Annotated in this window: 17 protein-coding genes; 9 read left to right on the top strand and 8 right to left on the bottom strand. The window is 33.1% G+C overall.

The window, feature by feature from the left end; translation table 11 throughout:
- Nucleotides 1–8: 8 nt before the first annotated feature.
- From EMN46_RS10270 to trpA, 3 genes are all read left to right on the top strand, one after another.
- Nucleotides 9–647, top strand: coding sequence for a phosphoribosylanthranilate isomerase (locus EMN46_RS10270; RefSeq protein ID WP_154200715.1), 639 nt, complete (start codon nt 9–11; stop codon nt 645–647).
- A 36-nt stretch (nt 648–683) separates the two neighbouring features.
- The gene (gene trpB, locus EMN46_RS10265) at nt 684–1,862 is read left to right on the top strand and encodes a tryptophan synthase subunit beta (protein WP_154200714.1); all 1,179 of its coding nucleotides are present in this window, start codon (nt 684–686) and stop codon (nt 1,860–1,862) included.
- Between the two features lie 80 nt (nt 1,863–1,942).
- Nucleotides 1,943–2,692: a tryptophan synthase subunit alpha gene (trpA, locus tag EMN46_RS10260; RefSeq protein WP_154200713.1), complete on the top strand. Its 750-nt coding sequence runs from the start codon at nt 1,943–1,945 to the stop codon at nt 2,690–2,692.
- Between the two features lie 74 nt (nt 2,693–2,766).
- Here the strand turns inward: trpA and EMN46_RS10255 are convergent, their stop codons facing one another.
- Nucleotides 2,767–5,829: an ATP-binding cassette domain-containing protein gene (locus tag EMN46_RS10255; protein WP_154200712.1), complete on the bottom strand. Its 3,063-nt coding sequence runs from the start codon at nt 5,827–5,829 to the stop codon at nt 2,767–2,769.
- A 585-nt stretch (nt 5,830–6,414) separates the two neighbouring features.
- On the opposite strand from EMN46_RS10255, the gene EMN46_RS10250 reads away from it, so the two are divergent.
- The 4 genes from EMN46_RS10250 to EMN46_RS10235 all read left to right on the top strand — a co-directional run bounded on the left by EMN46_RS10250 (nt 6,415) and on the right by EMN46_RS10235 (nt 10,431).
- Nucleotides 6,415–7,263 (top strand): prephenate dehydratase, encoded by an 849-nt coding sequence (locus tag EMN46_RS10250; protein WP_154200711.1) that lies wholly within the window; start codon nt 6,415–6,417, stop codon nt 7,261–7,263.
- Nucleotides 7,253–8,425: a pyridoxal phosphate-dependent aminotransferase gene (locus EMN46_RS10245; RefSeq protein WP_154200710.1), complete on the top strand. Its 1,173-nt coding sequence runs from the start codon at nt 7,253–7,255 to the stop codon at nt 8,423–8,425. The genes EMN46_RS10250 and EMN46_RS10245 overlap by 11 nt, the downstream gene beginning before the upstream one ends.
- 21 nt (nt 8,426–8,446) lie before the next feature.
- Nucleotides 8,447–9,289 (top strand): prephenate dehydrogenase, encoded by an 843-nt coding sequence (locus EMN46_RS10240; protein WP_154200709.1) that lies wholly within the window; start codon nt 8,447–8,449, stop codon nt 9,287–9,289.
- 74 nt (nt 9,290–9,363) lie between these two features.
- The gene (locus EMN46_RS10235) at nt 9,364–10,431 is read left to right on the top strand and encodes a bifunctional 3-deoxy-7-phosphoheptulonate synthase/chorismate mutase type II (protein ID WP_154200708.1); all 1,068 of its coding nucleotides are present in this window, start codon (nt 9,364–9,366) and stop codon (nt 10,429–10,431) included.
- A gap of 266 nt (nt 10,432–10,697) precedes the next feature.
- Here EMN46_RS10235 and cysQ read toward each other — a convergent pair whose 3' ends face one another.
- The 3 genes from cysQ to EMN46_RS10220 all read right to left on the bottom strand — a co-directional run bounded on the left by cysQ (nt 10,698) and on the right by EMN46_RS10220 (nt 14,193).
- The gene (gene cysQ / locus EMN46_RS10230; protein WP_154200707.1) at nt 10,698–11,504 is read right to left on the bottom strand and encodes a 3'(2'),5'-bisphosphate nucleotidase CysQ; all 807 of its coding nucleotides are present in this window, start codon (nt 11,502–11,504) and stop codon (nt 10,698–10,700) included.
- Nucleotides 11,505–11,507: 3 nt separating this feature from the next.
- Entirely contained in the window at nt 11,508–12,326 is an 819-nt protein-coding gene (locus tag EMN46_RS10225; RefSeq protein ID WP_154200706.1) for an energy transducer TonB, read from the bottom strand.
- 85 nt (nt 12,327–12,411) lie between these two features.
- Nucleotides 12,412–14,193: an SLC13 family permease gene (locus EMN46_RS10220; protein WP_154200705.1), complete on the bottom strand. Its 1,782-nt coding sequence runs from the start codon at nt 14,191–14,193 to the stop codon at nt 12,412–12,414.
- Between the two features lie 343 nt (nt 14,194–14,536).
- Between EMN46_RS10220 and EMN46_RS10215 the strand changes: the two genes are divergently transcribed.
- Complete coding sequence (locus EMN46_RS10215) at nt 14,537–15,421, top strand: T9SS C-terminal target domain-containing protein (protein WP_154200704.1); 885 nt, start codon at nt 14,537–14,539, stop codon at nt 15,419–15,421.
- A 146-nt stretch (nt 15,422–15,567) separates the two neighbouring features.
- Here EMN46_RS10215 and EMN46_RS10210 read toward each other — a convergent pair whose 3' ends face one another.
- Nucleotides 15,568–18,123, bottom strand: coding sequence for a phosphoenolpyruvate carboxylase (locus tag EMN46_RS10210; protein ID WP_154200703.1), 2,556 nt, complete (start codon nt 18,121–18,123; stop codon nt 15,568–15,570).
- A 259-nt stretch (nt 18,124–18,382) separates the two neighbouring features.
- Nucleotides 18,383–18,859, bottom strand: a complete 477-nt coding sequence (locus EMN46_RS10205) for a hypothetical protein (RefSeq protein ID WP_154200702.1) — start codon at nt 18,857–18,859, stop codon at nt 18,383–18,385.
- Between the two features lie 468 nt (nt 18,860–19,327).
- Between EMN46_RS10205 and EMN46_RS10200 the strand changes: the two genes are divergently transcribed.
- The gene (locus EMN46_RS10200) at nt 19,328–19,957 is read left to right on the top strand and encodes a hypothetical protein (protein ID WP_154200701.1); all 630 of its coding nucleotides are present in this window, start codon (nt 19,328–19,330) and stop codon (nt 19,955–19,957) included.
- 69 nt (nt 19,958–20,026) lie between these two features.
- Here EMN46_RS10200 and EMN46_RS10195 read toward each other — a convergent pair whose 3' ends face one another.
- Together EMN46_RS10195 and EMN46_RS10190 are read right to left on the bottom strand one after the other, a co-directional pair.
- Nucleotides 20,027–21,103, bottom strand: coding sequence for an AbiH family protein (locus tag EMN46_RS10195; RefSeq protein WP_154200700.1), 1,077 nt, complete (start codon nt 21,101–21,103; stop codon nt 20,027–20,029).
- A 72-nt stretch (nt 21,104–21,175) separates the two neighbouring features.
- Nucleotides 21,176–21,334 carry a hypothetical protein gene (locus tag EMN46_RS10190; protein ID WP_154200699.1) on the bottom strand — a complete coding sequence of 53 codons (159 nt, stop codon included), beginning with the start codon at nt 21,332–21,334 and terminating at the stop codon, nt 21,176–21,178.
- Nucleotides 21,335–21,443 lie beyond the last annotated feature (109 nt).

Raw genomic sequence — 21,443 nt, 5'->3', positions numbered from 1 at the left:
CTAAAACTATGAAACTAAAAGTATGCGGACTTAAAAGTCCAGAAAATATAGAAGGTATAGCTAAACTTGATGTCGATTTTATGGGCTTCATTTTTGTTGAAAGATCGAAACGTTTCGTTGGAGATACCCTTAACAAAGAAATTATTAGTAAGATACCCAAGCATATCAAAAAGATAGCCGTTTTTGTAAATGCTCGTTCGGAAGATATTCTATGGACACTTAAAGATTACGAAAATGAATTTGATTTTATTCAATGCCATGGCGACGAAAAACCTCAGTATTGCAGCGACCTAAAAAAACTTGGTTTTGGGATTATCAAAGCATTTCAAATGGATGAAGAGTTTGATTTTAATCAATTAGAGGCTTATGAATCAGTTGCTGATTATTATCTATTTGACACCTCGTCGAAGAATTATGGTGGTAGTGGCAGAAAATTTGACTGGACTCTGTTGGAGAAATACAAAGGGAATAAGCCTTTTTTCCTTAGCGGAGGTATAAAGCCCGAAGATATTCAACAATTACAAAAATTGAATCACCCTCAACTTTTTGCCTTTGATATTAATTCAGGATTCGAAGACAAACCTGGTTTAAAGAATGTTCCACTTATTAATACATTTTGCAACCAGTTAAAAACAAACAACGATTAACAAATAACAACTTCTACCTCAAAAACAATATACAAGATGAATAATCAGATTGATAACAAAGGCTTTTACGGTGAATTTGGAGGAGCATATATCCCAGAGCTCCTTCGTAGAAATTTAGACGAACTCGAAAATGCCTATTTAGATATACTCGAATCAGAAAATTTTAAATCGGAATACGCACGTTTGCTCGACAATTATGTAGGACGACCTACTCCACTTACTTATGCGACTAATCTGTCAGCAAAATATAAAACGCAGGTCTACTTAAAACGAGAAGATTTAACGCATACAGGAGCACACAAAATAAACAATACAATTGGACAAATACTCGTAGCCAAACACCTAGGTAAAAAACGCATAATTGCTGAAACGGGAGCTGGTCAACACGGTGTAGCAACCGCAACTGTTTGTGCACTATTTGGACTCGAATGTGTGGTTCATATGGGAGCTTTGGATGTGGAAAGACAGGCACCAAATGTGGCTCGAATGAAAATGTTAGGTGCTACAGTAATTCCTTCTACATCGGGAAACCAAACACTTAAAGATGCAACCAACGAGGCTATTCGAGATTGGATTGCAAATCCACACTCATTCTACCTTATTGGCTCAGTAGTAGGTCCACATCCTTATCCTGATATGGTTAGTCGATTACAATCAATTATTTCGGAAGAAATTAAAAAACAATTGGTAACAGAACAAGGTAGAGAAAATCCTGATTGCATAATCGCCTGTGTAGGCGGAGGCAGTAATGCCGCTGGTGCTTTTTACCATTATATAGATGATAAAGAAGTTAAGTTAATAGCAGTAGAAGCTGCAGGAAAAGGAATTGATTCTTCAGAAACAGCAGCAACTATAACCATTGGTACAACTGGTTTTATACATGGAAGCAAAACACTGCTTATGCAAGATGATGATGGTCAAATTATAGAACCATACTCAATTTCGGCAGGATTAGACTACCCGGGAGTTGGGCCAGTACATGCTCACTTAGCAAAAACAGGTCGCGTTAAATATATAAGTGCTACTGATGATGATGCGCTTAAGGCTGCTAAAGATTTAGCCCTTAATGAAGGTATAATTCCTGCCTTAGAATCTGCCCACGCTTTAGCGGCCTTGGATAAAATCCAGTTTAAAAAAGACGAGGTGGTTGTCGTTATTGTATCCGGTCGTGGCGATAAGGATATGGAAACCTATATGACACATTTAGAATTATGAGTTATGAATTTAGAGTTATGAATTAAACAAAACACTTCAAACTCACTCAAAAACAAATTAATGCATTAATACATCATCTCATGAACAGAATAGACAGTTTATTTCAAAATAAAAAACAAGATATATTATCCATCTATTTTCCTGCTGGATACCCAAACTTAAACGACACCGTTCCTAATCTTGAATTGCTACAAAAAGCAGGCGTAGATATGGTTGAAATTGGCATTCCATTCTCAGATCCTTTAGCAGATGGACCGGCAATTCAAGCAGCTGCAAAACAAGCCTTAGATAATGGCATGAAACTACGACTGCTTTTAGAACAACTAAAGTCGGTTCGTAAAACTGTAGATATCCCTTTAGTTTTAATGGGTTACTGGAATACGATTTACAATTATGGCGTAGAAAATTTCTTGAAAGAATGTGAAAATATAGGAATCGATGGACTTATTGTCCCAGATCTTCCTCTCGATGAGTTCGAATTACATTACAAATCAGAATTCGAAAAATATGGTGTTTACAATGTCCTTTTGGCTTGCCCTGAAACTGAAGAAAAGCGTCTTCAAAAACTAATTTCATCAACTCAAGGCTTTCTTTATCTAGTATCATCATCAGCTACAACAGGAGGTAGTATGAAAGTTAATGAAAAACAAAATACCTATTTTGATAGAATTAAACAGATTGAAAGCCCCAGTCTTATAGGATTTGGAATCAATAATAAAGAGAGTTTTGAATATGCTTGTCAATATGCTGATGGCGCAATAATTGGAACTGCTTTTATTAAAGCTCTAGAGAAAAATGAGGCTAAAAGTTTTATCAATAGCATAAAATAAAATTCTAAAAGAGAAAAAGCTCTGCTACTTAATAGAAAGGTAGCAGAGGTTTTTAATATCTAACGCTTTAATAGTTACTGTCTCTTCAATCGAATTTTAAATTCTCCATATGGTACAATTTTCAACCACAATCTCTCAGCGTAAACAAAGAATCTTCTAAAGAAGTCGAGATAAAGAGTCAAATAAAAGAATGCTGTTGTAAGCCAAATAAAAATTAAATTAAACCAAAAAGTTTGTATTAAATAATTGCCTATACGTTTCTCTGCGGCATAAAAATGTGCTCGTCCAAAGTGATGTTCTGGCGATTTAAATATCGGATCTTTTAACTGAACCAATTCACCTTTATATTCGGTAAATTTGTTCAACTCAAGCTTATTTAAAACAACTTTTTCAACAGCATCGTTATGATAATCTTGTTTAAAAGCAAACAGATTTTCTGAACCATCATATTCCTTCAATAATCTTTTGTATGTATTATCACGCATCCTAGAGGCACGAGAATATCTAGACCAAAAAATTTGTTGCAAATCATCAAGCCATTGATTTACAGAATCTGCATTGGAAATAGAAACATCCTTAGGTTGGGGTTCAATTTCAGCCAGTTTAAGAAACTCATGGCGAAGTAATTTCATTTTCTTATCTGAATTAAAATTAGATCCTCCCTTACGAACCAAATTCTGATAACGCTGTGATAATTCTGGAATCAAGAAAGAAGCTTTATAAGAAGCATCACTCATTTTCTTCTCAAAATCGAAAAATTGTTCTTGAAAATCATTTCTACTAAACTGCTCAACCATCAAAGCTTCATAAGCCCATCTGGATGTCATAAGATCCCCACAAACAGGTACATACTTTTGTGTTGTAATGCTTGGATGTAATTTGTTATAATTAACAATAACTCCTGAAAATAAGAGTTGAGGGACTAAAATAAAAGGAATAGAAACATAAACAGCAACCACCGAATTTAATGAAGCTGACAAGTTTAAACCAATCAAATTGGCACAGGCAGAAACAGTAAATAGCATCAACCAATATTCAAAGTCCAACCCCTTAATCTCTAAAATAGAATTAGCTATCAAAACAAAAAACAAACTCTGAATAGCCGAAATAGCAAGCATAACAAGAACCTTGGCATTGATATAACTCCACCGACTCAAATTCAGAAATAATTCCCGTTTTATAATTCTTCTATCATGCAAAATCTCTTCAGCTGAATTAATCAAACCTAAAAAAAGAGCAACAACTACAGCCATAAAAATATACGAAGGGATATTCTCATTCTTAGCAAATATATAAGCATTAGGATCTGTTAACGAACCACTAATATATTTGGTAAAATAGCCTAATATTACTGCTAATAGAGGTGCTTCAAACAGCGTAATCATCATATATTGAAGATTACTTAACTTAGCAGTAATATCTCGAGATAAGTATATCTTCAACTGCTTGTAACGTTGAGGAATTTTAAAATAATTCTCAGGCAAAACAGATTTCTCTTTTGGAGCTTCTATTGCTTTTTCACTTTTTATTTTTTCCTTATAACATTTGTACCATTCTTCAGGACCTCTCTTTCGTTTACGAATTTGCTTACCATACTCATTCGTCATTTTAGACTCTATAATTCTAAAAATTTGCTCTGAGTTAACGTTACCACAGGTAATACACTCACTCTCTTCAGCATTCACAAAATGACTCTGAGTTTTAAAATAAACGATGGCTTCAACAGGATTTCCAGAATAAATAACTCGCCCTCCTTGATCCATAATAATTAATAAATCAAGCAATTTGAAAATATCAGAAGAAGGTTGATGAATATTACACATCACTAAACGCCCCTTAAGCGTTTGTCGCTTCAATAAAAGCATTACTTTTTCAGAATCCATACTAGATAAACCTGAAGTTGGCTCATCGACAAATAAAACATAAGGAAGTCGCATCATTTCCAAAGCGATATTTAAACGCTTACGCTGTCCCCCACTTAAGATTTTGTTGATTGGATCTCCAACTTTTAAGTCTCTCGCTTCAATTAAATCAAATTTATCTAATGTATCCTCAATAATTTTATAAATATCTTTCTCAGAAAACTTCTCAAAACATAGCTTAGCATTATAATATAGGTTTTCAAAAACAGTTAATTCCTCAAGTAATAAATCATCCTGAGGAACATAACCTATAATTCCAGCTAACTTCTCCTTTTCTGTATGAAGATCATAACCATTTATCCAAATATGACCCGAATTGAGAGGAAGATTACCATTTAAAACATTCAAAAGTGTAGATTTTCCAGTACCACTACCTCCCATTATTCCAATCAACTGTCCCGATGAAGCCTCAAAACTAAATGGATGAACACCATTATCAGTTCCCTTAAACTTGAACTCTATGTTCTTCGCAACAATACTAATTTGAGCCGTATCCTCTCGTTCTAAAAATTCAGATACAATTTGAGTATAGTATATTGGGTCAATTCGAGATGATCGAATCACCGAACCAAAGGTTATCGTATAACTACGGTCATTTTTGACATTATGTCCATTTAAAAAGAGATTGTGCTCTCCAAAATACTTAATTAAATAAGTTTTAGTACTCCTAATACGAAGAACAAAAACACGACCACGAAGTTTCGGTTCACAAATATGTTTTACCTGATCATATTTAAAATTTTTATTACTGTCTATTAAAAGTAAATTTTCATTAAATGGAATAGAATATTCATCACCAAAAATAAATTTTTGAGCTAATTCGAATTCTTCTGCCGAAATTTTAAACGATGCTGCTACCGTATGAGCAAAGTCTAAAACCTCTTCACCAATAAATTCAGAATCATCAATAAATTCAAGTAACTGAAGTAAAATCCATACTTTCTGTTCTTGATCAACTTCTTCCAATATACCAAGACAAACCTTATGTATTTGTCTATGTTTAACCATCTTATAATCAAAATCCTCTGTAGCATAATAGGATTCCTTTAAGAAAGTGTCAAAATTACTTAAATATCTCTCCTGCCACTCTTGAGAAAATCTAGTTTCGAGATAATTAGAAACTACTTCTCTAGCAGCTAATTCAAATCCACGTTTCTGCTCATCCACAATAATGGCAAACAATTTCATTAAAGCATTTAAAACGGATTCATTCATTCTTAAAATTTAGGGATCGTAGGTTCTTTTACTAAAAATGCTAATTTAAAGAATTTATAAGAGATATACAGACCATATGCTTTATGAAATTTCAATCAATTCATAAATGTTTGAATATAAACACTTAGTAACACTTTAAAATATAGTTCACATATTAATTCAAGCTTTAGATGCAATCGATTTCATAAATTAATTCATTTTTTTTCTTGCATGCTTAAAAAATCTCTCCTACATTGCGTTCACTAAAACAAAACAAAATGACTGTAATAAACATCCGTTTCTGGTTCTATTTTTACTTTATCAAATGATAAAGCGGAACCTCTTATGTAAATATTACAACAAAATATTTTAAAGGCTTCGCAAATTGCGAAGCCTTTTTTTTTAGCACAAATTTTTGATACAACAGATGAATACAACAATGCCATTTAACTATTTTTTCTATTTCTGGTTCTTTTATTATAAAAGCAACCCTAGACTAGTATGACATAATCTGAACCAAACAGAATAATGTGCAAAACGTCTCGGAGAAATACTCGAGACATTTTTTTTAGCCAAAATTTTAATAACCACTAGAATTTAATCAAAATGCAAATAGCAATACAAGGTGTAAAAGGAGCCTTTCACGAAGTAGCAGCTCGGAATTATTTCGGAGATGAAATTGATATTCTACCTAAACTTCATTTTTCAGATTTAGTAGAATCCGTTAAAAATGGTGATTGCGATTACGGAATTATGGCTATTGAGAATACTATTTCTGGCACCATCCACTCTAACTTAAATCTAATACGAGAACACAAACTAGTGGTCTGCGGCGAAGAATATCTTAGAATTAAGCAAAACTTAGTGGCCAAAAAAGGAACTAAAATTGAAGATCTTAACGAAGTTCATTCTCACTATATGGCTATTAACCAAACAAGACAATTCTTTAAGAAATACCCCAATGTTAATCTTGTAGATTCTATTGATACAGCTTTAAGTATGAAAGAAATTGCAGAAAAAGACCTTGACAACAGAGGTGCAATAGGAAGTCTTTTAGCTGCCGAACATTACGGTTTAGAAGTACTTGCAGAAAGCATTGAGACTAATAAAAAGAATTACACTCGTTTCCTGATTTTAAAAAAGGATAATCAATGGAAAAAACTACCGAGCAATAAGGCGTCTTTAGCTATGGTTCTTGATAACCACAAAGGAAGCTTAGCCGAAATATTATCAACAATAGCTTCTCATGATATTAATTTAAGCAAAATTGAATCAGTACCATTAATTGGAGAACCTTGGCATTATCAGTTTTATATCGACGTTTTATTCGATGATAAAATGAAGTACAAAAAAATGATTAATGAAATAACAAGAAAACTAGATAGACTTGATATCCTAGGCGAATACACCAATGGCAATCAATCCTACTCAAAAATTCATCACCATGACAATTAGAACAGCCAATAGATTATCGCAAGTTGAAGAGTATTACTTCTCCAAAAAATTGGCTGAAGTTGCACAACTTAAAGAAAATGGAGCCGACATTATCAATTTAGGTATTGGTAGTCCAGATATGGCTCCTCATCCCGATGTAAAAAATGAATTGGTACTTGCTTGCAATCAAATAGGTAGTAACCATTATCAATCATACCGTGGTTTGGATACATTCCGTCAGGCTATTGCAGATTGGTATAAATCGATTTATAACGTGACATTAAATCCCGCAAATCAGATTTTACCATTAATGGGATCGAAGGAAGGCATCATGCACATTTCAATGGCTTTTTGTAATCCAGGAGAAACTGTTCTTGTTCCAAACCCTTGCTATCCTGCATACTTATCGGCGGCTAAACTTTTAAATATTAATTTGAAATTTTACACACTAAAAGAAGAAAATAATTGGCAACCTGATATTCAAGAGATCGAATCTTTATGCGACGAGTCTTGTAGAATGATTTGGACAAACTACCCACATATGCCAACAGGTGCCAGAGGGAATATGGAAATCTTTGAACAATTGGTTATTTTAGCAAAAAAGAAAAATATTCTTATAGTTAACGATAATCCATACAGCTTAATATTAAATGAAAAGCCAGAAAGTTTACTACAAGTTGAGGGTGCTAGTGAATATGTTTTAGAGATGAATTCATTAAGTAAATCTCATAATATGGCTGGATTTAGAGTTGGTATGCTTTGTGGGTCTGAAAGCAACATTAATCATGTGCTTAAAGTTAAAAGCAATTTTGATTCGGGTATGTATAAACCTATTCAAATTGCAGCAAGTAAAGCCTTAAGCTTAGACTCTAACTGGTATAAAGAACTAAATAAAAACTATAAAAAACGTAGAGATCTAGTTTGGGAATTAGCCGATAAACTAAATTGCAAATATCAAAAGAATAGTGTTGGTATGTTCGTTTGGGCAAGAATACCCGATGCATATCAATCAGGAGAAGATTTCTCTGATTTCTTACTCTACAAAAAAAATGTATTTGCCACTCCTGGAATTGTATTTGGACAAGAAGGGAAAAAATACATTCGATTTTCACTCTGTGCAACAGAAGAAAACATAAAAAAAGCCATCGATAGATGTGAAAAGACAACACAAATAGCTGTATAATATTTGAAAAAAGAATAAACTATGAAAGTAGGAATAATAGGTCTTGGTTTAATAGGTGGTTCAATGGCTGCAGATTTGAGAAAACGTGGTTTTGCTTCCAAAATATTAGGTCACGATTCCAGTAAACTGCATGCTGAAACAGCACTAAAAATTGGCTTAATCGACGCTATTAGTACAATGGAAGAATTGATCGATGAAAGTGAATTCATTATTCTAGCCATACCAGCTGATGCGACCCTTAAACTTTTACCTAAAGTATTAGATAGAATCAGTACTCAAGTGGTTTGTGATGTAGCTTCCATTAAAAGTCAAATTTGTGAAAGAGTCAAATACCATCAAAATCGTAAACAATTTGTAGCTAGCCATCCTATGGCAGGAACAGAGCATTCGGGACCTTGGGCAGCAAAGGCTGGCCTCTTCGATGGTAAGGCAACCATTTTTTGCGATGCCGAAGATAGTGACGAAAAAGTGTTACTGACGGTTCACAAAATGTACGAACACTTGAATATGCGAGTTCTTTATATGAGTGGATCTAATCATGATGTACATGCAGCTTATGTTTCTCACATTTCACACATTAGCTCCTTTGCACTTGCCTTAACCGTTCTGGAAAAAGAAAAAAATGAAAAGAACATTTTTGATTTGGCCAGTGGTGGTTTTGATTCAACTGTGCGTTTAGCCAAAAGTGATGCCGAAATGTGGGCTCCTATTTTCAACCATAATGCAGACAATATTTTAACCGTTCTTAATACCTATATCGAAAGTTTAACTAAATTTAAAACAGCTATCGAGAATAGAGATCGAGACGATTTAATTAATTTGATTTCGAAAGCAAATCGAATAAAAAGAGCCTTAAAAAATTAAAACCACAAGTAAATTATTAATTCATATTTTAATTAGTGATGAAAATCGCTAACTATCAGCCAAATTACAAAACCATGAAAAGTAAATTAAATTTAAATAAAATTGAAAGACCCTTAGTTATAGCTGGCCCGTGTAGTGCCGAAACAGAAGAGCAGGTTTTAAACTCAGCTCGTCTTTTAAAAGAGGAAGGGATTAATATATTTCGCGCGGGTATTTGGAAACCTCGTACTAGACCAAATTGTTTCGAAGGCGTAGGAAGAGAAGGTCTTGAGTGGATGAAAACAGTTCAGAAAGAAACAGGTATGCAAACAGCAACTGAGGTTGCCAATGTAAAACATGTTTTCGAAGCACTTAAATATGGTGTTGATATTCTATGGGTTGGAGCTCGTACATCTGCTAATCCATTTGCAATGCAAGAAATTGCCGATGCACTTGAAGGTGTTGACATTCCTGTTTTAGTAAAGAATCCAGTAAACCCAGACGTTGAACTTTGGATGGGTGCTTTAGAAAGATTAGAAAAAGCTGGTATTAAGCAATTAGGAGCTATTCACCGTGGTTTTTCAAGCTACGAGCAGAGTATTTATAGAAATATTCCACAGTGGCAAATTCCTATTGAATTGAAGAGACGCATGCCTAATATGCCTATTATTTGCGATCCAAGTCATATTTGTGGAAACAGAGAACTATTGCAGTCAGTTTCTCAAAAAGCAATGGACCTTAACTTTGATGGATTGATGATTGAAACACATCCAACGCCAGATGAAGCTTGGAGTGATGCTAGCCAACAAATTACGCCAAAACGATTAACACAACTTCTTTCAAGTTTGGAGTTACGTGATGAAAATCCTGATGGCATTTCTTTGAATACGCTTGAAGATTTACGATTTAAAATTGACCAATACGATAATGAGGTTATGGCTATTCTTCAAAAAAGAGTAGAAGCTTCGAAGGCAATTGGAGAATACAAAAAAATCAATAATATGACTATTCTTCAGTCTGGACGTTGGGAAAATATTTTGAATAAACACTTAGCAAAATCGAAGGATACAGACCTTAGCGAGCGATTCATCAGTAAGCTTTTCAAAGCAATTCACGAAGAATCAATTGCTCATCAAACAGATATTATGAATGTGAAGAAATAATTTTTTTCTCATAAAATAGGAAAGAGGATATCCACAAAATTTGCGGTATCCTCTTTTATTTTTATCAATCATACTCTGAAAAGAAAAAGACCAATTCACAGAAAAAAAACGATTCACAGAATTACAAAATTCCCCTAATTGACATATTTATTTTAGAGGAAAGGACTTTAATGAACTTTTGAAAAATTATTCCTTTAAAATATAAATTCTGGAAATCCTGAAAATTATGTCATTATGGGGAATAGCCTCTTCTTACATTTTCAAGCTTATCGTTTACACATAAACCAAGGATTCAATAAATCAGCTTTATTGTAGGACAATTCTTCATCAGAATTCAAGTGTGTAATATTTCCACCTGAGGCCGATACAATAGCATGACCAGCGGCAATATCCCACTCCATAGTCGGAGCATATCGTGGATATACATCAGCAGATCCTTCGGCAATTAAACACAACTTAAGAGAACTACCTTTTGTAACAATTTCAACCTCATCGCCATTTCCTTTTAAAGAATCTATAAACAAACGCGTTTCATCATTCATATGCGACCTTGAAGCCACAACTCGAATACCTGTTCTATCTTGCTTAATTGGCAATTGCTTCGATACAGACATCAATTCTTCAAGTCCTGTAAATTCGGTGATCTCATCGCAACGGAACGAACCAATAAGCTCATCAGCAAAATAGAGTTGCTTTAATACAGGAATATATATCACACCTGCAACAGCTTTTCCATCTTTAACTAAAGCCACATTAACCGTAAATTCATCGTTTCGTTTAATAAATTCTTTGGTTCCATCTAAAGGATCTACAATCCAACATGCTTTCCAAGCCTTACGCTCTTCAAAAGGTAAGTGTGTACCCTCTTCACTCAATATTGGAATATCTAATTTATCCAATACAGAAACAATGGCATTATGAGCTCTCTGGTCTGCAATAGTCAACGGACTATTATCCGACTTTAATTGCACATGGAAATCATCCATTTTATACACATCTAATATCTCTTTTCCTGCTTTTATGCAAGCCTCAATAGCTGCACTTAAAAGCTTCATTCTATATTCTTTATCCATATCTTAACGAAATCTAAAATTTACAGGTACTGTAAATACGACTTTTACTGGCTTACCTTCGAGTTTTCCTGGTTCCCATTTGGGCATTCCAGAAACAACTCTTATGGCTTCCTGATCAAAAGTATCTAATGGTTTACGAATCACAGTTCCAATTACAGAACCATCCTCACTTATTACAAAATCAACTAATACACGACCGTAATATCGTTTTTCTAGAGCTTTTTCAGGGTATTTTATATTATCTTCTAGATATTTTTTCAACTTCAGTTCTCCACCAGGAAATTTAGGCATAAGATCTACGTCAGCATATATATTATCAATATATGGTTTTCCATTTGGAAGCCAATTTTTATTCCCTCTTACTTGATTATTCTTATATCTAGTTATCGATTCTAATTTCCCTGATGGATAATATTCTTTAACCTGCCCTTCCCAATGATTGTAAATTTTAGACTTAGAAAGGCCCTCAATTCTTAACTTCCCATTTTTATGATATTCTTTTATATAAAAATACGTCCCTACTGGTTTATAGGTTTTATAATATTCATTTCTAGTAAATTGATTCAATATTTTAATTGTCGAATCATTTTCAACAGTAAGAATTCGAGTATATTTTGATTTTACCCAGTTGTCTCGTCTTTTATTCGAATAGGAAAGCTTGTAAACATCATCACCTTTCTTTTTAATTTTGGTTAAATGTGTCGCATCTTCCTTACCTAAGGCTGGTTTGTTATTCGCCTTGTAATAAATAGTGGTATCATTCTGAGAATAGCCTAAATAAAATAGAAAAATAAAGCTTATAAAAAACAAAAATGATTTCATATGAAGTTAATTAGTATTATGTGAATATATTTCGCATGAAATTAAACAAATTATTTAACAAAGTAAAAAACAAAAATGATATCTGTTAATAGAAATAGATGTAGGAAAGTATGGATACACAAACTACCATATAAATGATTGTTAGTGGTAATCCAATCTTAAAGAAATCACCAAATTTATAAGATCCAGGACCATAAACCATCAAATTCGTTTGATAACCAATTGGTGTCATAAAGTTAGCTGCTGCAGCAAAAGCAACAACTAAAATAAAAGGCTCAGGATTTAATTGTAATGTTAAAGCCATACTCAATGAGATAGGAAAAACAATAGCAACCGCAGCCTTATTGGTTATATAAGCAGCCAATATGGTCGTAATTAAATAGATTCCTAGAAGAATTCCAACCTGTCCTAAAGGCATAAATACTGATATAAGAAGATCAGCAATTAACACGGCAAGTCCTGATTTTATCATAGCTGTACCAAAGGCCAATGAGAGAGCAATAATCATCGCTAAATTAAAATCTATACTAGCTGCAATATCCTTTGGATTCGTAATTTTAAGTGCAAGAATCACGATTATCATCACAATTAGTGTCATGAATAAGGGCACAATTTTAAGTGCTGATAAAATCACAGCCAAAATAGTTCCTCCCAATAACAACCAAATTTTATAATTTTCTTGTTTACGAAATTCTTTTACTTTCGATATAAAATAGAAATCTTGTACCCGCTGTGTTCTTGCCGTAAAGTTATCACCTCCTAAAAGAAGAAGCACATCTCCGGCACGAACTTTCACATCACCAATTTTACCTGCCATACGTTCACCATTACGGTGTATAGCAATTATTGCCGCATCGTAATTTCCTCTAAAATTAGCTTCTTTTACAGTCTTCGATATTAAGGTAGAATTGTGAGAAACAACAATCTCGACCACCTCAAGTTGCTTTTTATGACCCAACATACCAACCGTTGGTATCGTCAAACCAGAATTTGCAAGAACTAAATCAGCAATGGTTTCTGTTTCTCCTGCAAAAAATAAGCAATCACCTTCAGCAAGCACAAGCTCTGGAGAAACGGCTGCAACCTTTATATTATTCCTTTTAATCTGAAAAAGATACAAGCCCTTAAGATTACGAAGATTTGCCTCTTCAATACTCTTACCATTCAAATCTGAACCAGGACGAACATGAGCCTCAACAATATACCTTCGTGAATTTTCTGAGAACTTATCAAGCGTATCCACATTATCTGGCAATAGCTTATTAGCCACAAGTAAAAGATAAGCCGAACCAATAAACATCATTGGAATACCCACATAAGCGAAATCAAACATATCCAAAGATTTTAGACCTGGGATAATATTTTGATCTATAACCATACCATTCACTATAAGGTTGGTCGAAGTACCAATTAAGGTAATACAACCACCTAGAATAGCCGAATACGATAAGGGAATTAATAGTTTTGAGGGAGAAATATTATGTCGCTTACTCCACGAATGCACATAAGGCATCATAACAGCAACTAAGGGCGTATTATTCAAAAATGCCGAAAATCCACCGACCAAAAACATCATTCTCGCCATAAACTGACGATAGGTTTTTGCCCTTTGAAAAACCTTATCAAAAAGGTTCTCCACAATACCTAAATCTCGTATAATATCGCCAATCAAGAGTAACATTAATATCACCATAACCTGATCATTGGCAAAACCACCAAGAATTTCAGATGGCGTTAATATACCAAAGATACCAAGTACCACCACGCCTATTAAAAATGTGAAGGCAGGACCAACCCATTCCTTATAAAAAGATAGAACAATAAAAACTAAAACAATTGATACAATAATAGCATCAAAACTAAGCATATGGTAGAATTTATGATACAGACTCTTAAAAAGTACTAAAATTAACTAATTGATAACAAGCAATATAACACACAGCTATGCATACTTACTTAAAGGTACGAATATACGAAAAAACTAGGGTGTACTCCCTTATTCTTATGCTTTTTTAGGGTGAATCAATTTAAACATATTATACCTCTTAAAAGGTCTGAAATTTTAAGAGATGAAATTAATTAAAACACAAATTAAAATGAGTAATAACAGGACAAGTTCCTAATCGTGTCAGTTCGGAAGGTGCTATTCTGCTAAAGAAATAGAATATCAAGCTTTTTTTGTAAATTTGCAGCTCCTAAAAATCATAAAGATGAGATACTTCACCTATACCATACTCGGCATCCTAATATCAACATTGGGAATGGCTCAAAATACGAATGTAAAAACAGTCGTTTATTCTCCCCTATTGATCTCTGATCAACTACCTAAAAGCGTAAATGAACAATCAGCTATGTTATGGCACAATAACTTATTTTGGGTAATTAACGATAGTGATTGCAAACCCGAACTCATTGCATACAACCCAAAAGGGCAGTTGGAAGAAACCATACTTATTAACAATGCTAGCAATAAGGATTGGGAAGATTTGGCTGAGGATGAAGACTATATTTATATAGGCGATTTTGGCAATAATAGGGGTTCTAGAAAAGATTTGCGTGTGCTTCGTGTTTTAAAATCGGATATGAAAAACAAAGAAGTTACTATTGACTCCATCACTTTTACTTGGGCAGATCAAAAGAATTTTAGAAATCGTAATATGAAAAACAATTTCGATTGCGAAGCCTTTTTTGCCTGCGGCGATTCTCTTTATCTATTCACAAAGAACTGGATAAACAAAAAAACACGCCTTTACAGCATGCCTAAAACTCCAGGTAATTATAAACTAAAACCCATTACTGAATTCAATACTAGTTTTATGGTTACTGGTGCCGATATTAGCGCTGATGGTAAAACCGTAGCCTTAGTTGGCTACAAAAATTACCATACCTATATGATGCTTCTCACCAATTTTGAAGGAATGAATTTCTTTTCGGGTAATGTTCTACGTTTAGACATTGAATCTTTGGGCAGAGCACAAACCGAAGGCATCGTTTTCACTGATAAAAACGAGCTTTATATCAACACGGAAGAAACTAGATTATCTCAAGCTTTTTATAGGGTAGATTGGATGAAAATATTAACGAATACCAAATAGAGCGTATTCAATTGCAAAAGTAGAATATCGTAATATACAACGACTTCCCTTTAAGTAATTAAAGGGGAGTCGTTTAAGTTTAGTCTATCTTTAGAATCGGTGTGAAACTGAATTTCATACAAACTTTCTCAATCTATCGTAATTAATCAAACGGAGTTTCTGCTGGCATTAATATTTCCATATACCGATCGCACAACCATTTTTTCAAAAGCCACTTTATTAGCCGTATCTTGACCTAATTTTTGTAGAGCATATTGTTGAATCACCAATAAGGGTAACACGATAGCTTCTCGGTTTTTTATTGAACGTTTTGAAATCGGTTCGTTCTCCATGAGTTCATCGTATTCCGTAATCTCGAGAATCATCTTTTTTGACAGCTGATATTCATCAAACAGAATGTGCCAGAAATCGCTATAAGTAGCATCTTTTCCCATATATGCAGTAAGTTCAAAATAGCATTTGGACAAGGACATCATACTGTTTGAAATCAAGGCTTTAAAATAGGGAACCTCTCTGTATAAAGCTTTTAAATCGTCTAATCTATTCTGATCTTTTATGCTTTTTAAAGCTGTTCCTATCCCAAAATAACCCGGAATATTTTGTTTCAACAAACTCCAAGATCCCACAAAGGAAATTGCTCTCAAGTCGGTTAATTCAAGTTGTTTCTTTTGACCACGTTTTACAGGACGACTTCCAATTTTAGCTTGAGAATAATATTTTAAGGGACTTACATTCTCTAAGTAAGGAATAAACATCTCATGGTGCTTTAACGCATCATATTTCTTAAAACTCAATTCACTCAAATCTTCAAGTAAACACCTAGAAGCATCAGAAATAGTTGCCTTATCATGATAAGTGAAATTATATAGTCCAGCCGATATCAATTGCTCACAAGAATATTGGAACTGATCTTTTGTGCCATAAGTACTCGTTATGGTTTGACCTTGTATCGTAAGCTGAATTTCTTCATTTGATATTTTTGGTCCCTGCGAAGCGTAAAATCGTTGCGTTTTTCCTCCTCCACGAGCAGGCGGTCCCCCACGTCCATCGAAGAAAATAGATTTAAACTGATACTTTTCACACAAAGCAGTCAACGTTTCTTTGGTTTTGTATATCGACCAATTCGCTTTTAAATAACCACCATCTTTGGTTCCATCAGAAAAGCCAAGCATCATGGTTTGTTTGCTATTCCTTCGTTTTAAATGTTCAACATAAGCATCCGTATTGAATATCTGCTCCATAATCTGACCAGCTTCTGTCATACCTACCATGGTTTCAAATAAGGGAATAATATCAAAATTAATTTTGCTCATATCAGTCGTCGTCCACCTAAATAAAGCAAAAACGAACAGCATGGAAAAGATATCTTCTGAATTACTAATGATATACCTATGACAGCCTTGCTCTCCGTTGGAAGCCTGAATAGACGGAAGTTGAATTATATTTGCTATTGTATCGGCTACAATAGGATCATCGGCATGAAAATCAGACAGATCTAACTTACGAGTGAGAAGAATATCAATTAATTCTTCTGTGGACAACTCTTCGAGTGTCTCATTGATTAAACCCTCTTCCCTTAGAATATAAGTGATCACTTGCTTGTGCACTGAATGATCCTGACGGATATCAAGACTGGCAAAATGCGTTTTAAAAATACTCACTTTGTCTATCGTATTTTGAAGATCGTTTAAATACAAATCCTTATACTTTTCCTGAATATCTTTTTTAATTTCAAGTAGAGGTTCCAAAATAGATTCGTAAGTCAGACAATGCGCCTCATTAAACATGGACAAATACAAGTCATCTCTCAATGCTTCAATTTTCTCATCAACATGCTTAAATGTGATTTTACTACAAAGTTTCTTAACATCTGAGTAATAACATTTCATCAAAGTCATTCTTAACTCATTAGCCACTTTTTTAGTTACCTCACTCGTCACATAAGGATTTCCATCTCTATCGCCACCAGGCCAAAAACCTAATGAAACAATTTCAGGATTATCTAAATTCTTTACTTTACCCTTTATCCTACTGTATAATTCACCAATGGCATTGTAATAGACATTCTTGCAGAAATAGATAATATTTTTGGCTTCTTCAAGGGGAGTCGGACTTTTTGAATTAATTAGTGATGTTAAGCCCAGTTGATTCAATAACAAATCAATCTCATTCAAATTATTCGGGACAACCTGCCCCCTTAGCTCACTCATAATATCGAGAACAGCTGGTTGATAGAACTGAGTTGGGTGTGCCGTCAAAACGATTCGGACTTTAAAGTCGTTAAGCTTATTAAAAACCTCTTGCCAATGGTCTCCATTTCTGGTTTGACTTATCATATCAGATAGACGAGGATCTTCTACATCTTGACGAATTGAGGGTAAAGCAGCGTCTTCGATACTATCAAACAAAACCACCTGACGCTCGATGTAAGAGATTACTCGAAACAAGAAGTCATTCCTATCGTCTTCTGTTTTAATATTTGTGTGTATGTCGAAAAAAGAATCTATAATTTCAATTGGACTTTGTGATGCACTTAGGCTTTGTTCACAATAAGCAGATAGTAAAGGTAATAACTGCCCTACACCTACGTCCTCATGATAAGGCAGATTGAGAAAAAGGCTATTATAAACCAAATATTTCTTCTCTATTAAATTCTTGAATTTTTTTTGACTCGTATTTTCAGTGATAATAGAATTTTTCATAATCAAACAATTGTAAGGATGATATAATGAGACTCAAATTACAAATTTTACTGGAAACAAAGCTATTTTGAGAGACTTTGTTCTAAAATAGTATAGTACTTAGAATCATTATATGATAATATATCAGTTTAAAAAAAACTCATTCTATATCTTACTAAAACCATATTTAGCATGTAGATAAAGAATACATTTCTTTATTCCATAAGGATTGCATATTTATAGCACATAACTCTAAGCCTTAAAGAGACAAAACACCTATTTAATAATCGTTTTCTAAGGCTTCCTTTTGGAGCTTTTTCTTCAGTTTCTCATCTTTCGCTTTGGCTTCTAAATCAAGCATACTAAAACTAACGTCATAACAATTGGGCATATCACGTTCTTTTACAGTTACTTCATATACAACATGATCTTTTGTATATTTAAAACCTTCATTTTCTTTAACTTTTATATCTAGTTTGTAGTGCTCTATTATACCTTCAGCAAAACTGACATCCTTATTACTATCCAATGAAAGCCCTTTAAAATTTATATAGTATAATATATCATTGTTTTTAGTAAAACTTCTACTATTCGATTTTTGAGTTGTATTACCTGTAATCAGACCTCTTACGCCTCCTACGGTTGTCCAATCGGCTACAACTTTCACAACGGTTCCTAGTTCATATCCCTTTAAACTTTGCCCCTTTGCAAGTATTGTACCTAGTAGTATAGCGAGTATTAGTATTGTTTTTCTCATTTTCACTTTTATTATTAATGCTTTAATCTGTGAAATTAATTCAATAAAAGGAATGTTTTACATTTACACCGTATATTATTCGTGTTATCTGGAATTAATTGTAGAATGACCACTGGTTTTTAGAATATTCATAAGATAAATTGACAAGCCTATGTTTAACCTTAATCCCGTAGGAATTGCATGTTTATAGCCCAATAATTCTACCCCATTTGTTGGACTCCGAAGGAGTCCTATGTTTGTTTTGATGCCTTATCTATAGACATACGAATCCTTCGGATTCTATTCATTTCAGATTACAAATACAATGACTCCAAAAGCCCTGCTTAAAACGAGTTTACGAGCTCATGAGAGAATCGAATAAATCAGGAGCAACAGCATTACATCTTGATGAGCGCGGCCGTTTTTACCTTTTATCGGTTTAAATATTATCAATTTTGTATCTTTAGGTAAATCATAAAATATAAAACAATGAATGAAGCTATTAAATTGCTAAAATATGAATCAGTTATGATTCGAAAAAGTTTTATAGAAGATCTTAAATTAGAAAGTAATATAGATTTAGATTCATTAGAATTACTTAAATATTGGTGTGCAACAGAACAAAAAATACAAATAATCGAAAGTAAATCCAACGAAAAACACATTGGTTTACGGCTTAGTGGAAATGGCAATTTTACAGTGTTTAACATAACAGTCAGTGATTTCGAAAAATACTTTTTGGGGTATGGTTTAATCACTAAAAGTAATGCGATTGATATAATCGACTATATTGATGGATACGGTAATCTGATATATGAAGGTGAGCGCACATATGATGATATAAAGTATGATATCATGGAGTTGGCTTATGATTTGGAAAATATATATGATCCGACTGCCGAACAATATTTAATGTTTGGTAAAAGGTTTATCGAAAGAACAATTTCTAAGGGTATTGTAAAAAACATACCATACGCACAATTAATTGAGGGTGATGAAACCACTCAACAAGTACAGGTATTAACAGACATTAATTACATGGCAATTGGTGAAAATCTTAGTAGAATAATCGAAAACAATAATGTTAAGTTTTTTGAAAAACAAATCCAAATCAGCTAACAAACACGATTCCCGAAATAATAAAATGGTTAGGTTCATCACCTAACCATAAATTTCATATAGGGAATATTAACCCACAACCATTTTCTTAACAGGTTGTGGCATTGGTTCAGATACTTCATAAGGGACAATCTTCCTTCTCATTTCTCCTTTATCTTTAAAATGTCTATAGATGTCAAAAGTTTTTTCAACAAAATCATTATTGTCTTTATCTTTCTGATGGTAAAATATCTTTATAGACTTACATAATTTATTCTCAAAAATACTATTAAGCATTGTTCTATCAGATAATCCACAAGAATGTCCATAAATATGAACTTGAAATTCATCTGATTCTAGAAAACTAAGTAATCTAAAATAATTTCGAGTTTTTGAATACTCAAATGATTTTATGTGTCTGTAATAGTCATTGTCTTTTAAATCTTCAAACTCCAGATACTTTTTATCAAACTCATCACCATAACCAAATATAGGTTCACCTGATTCATTATATAAAGTTCCATGTATATAATTGATATCAGATGAGATTTTTAAATTACATTCATCTAAATAGGGTTTTAAAGTATTTGTGTAATTAAAATTTAAAAAATATAATGAGTCAGGTTGTGTATTTTTATCTAAATAAAATAAGTCTTCTGCGACAATATCTTGTGTAAAACAATTGACTAAAGGGGACAGATCAAATTCATTTTTACGATGTTCGTCTTCTTGACCTTTAAGATATTTAACTAATTTGTTTTTTAAACTGTCTAATTCGTTATTCAATTTCTTTAAATCTATATGAGAGTTTATGTGTGTTGATGCTTCAAGTAAATTAAAATACTCCATCTCAATATCAACCCAATTACTGGATTGCATTTTTGATTTAATCCTCTTTAAAAGCACAGACTGTGTTACTTTAAATTCTTCACGATTTTGAAAACCTTCTAAGATTTCAAAAGTTTCCTCGAACTTAATTAACCGCTTATCACTACAATAGTCATTATCTTGTTGAAAGGTTATTTCTAAAAGGTCATCTTTATATTCATTTTTCTCTATAAATGTATTAACCGCCTTGTTATAATAATCTATCATAAAATCCTTAAAACTTGTTTTCATCCCATGGGCTAAATCAAAGCCATTCCCTATAATAATTAGTCTATTCATTATGCTTTTTTATTCTAGTGTTTCACAAATTCTACTTTAGCCGAGTTCTCAGTAGATACTTCCACTTTCTTATCAGGATGAATAGAACCAAATAGTAAAATTAGTTCTAAAAAAATCATCCTTCAGACTTTGCTCTATTCCCAATTCTTGTACAACATCATCAAATGAAATACCTGTAGTTTGATTTTTGAACCCTATTTCAAGAGCTTTTATGTAAATATTCTCTTTCATTCCATAATAATTTATCAATTCACTAAAGTACTCATTATTTAACTTATCACTTTATCATTTTGGAGTAATTATAGTAGATAATATGGTATTAAACCATCACCTTTTCAAT

This window comes from Ancylomarina sp. 16SWW S1-10-2 (genome assembly GCF_009669305.1).
Classification (GTDB): Bacteria; Bacteroidota; Bacteroidia; order Bacteroidales; family Marinifilaceae; genus Ancylomarina.
This window is presented reverse-complemented; position numbering and strand designations above follow the sequence as displayed.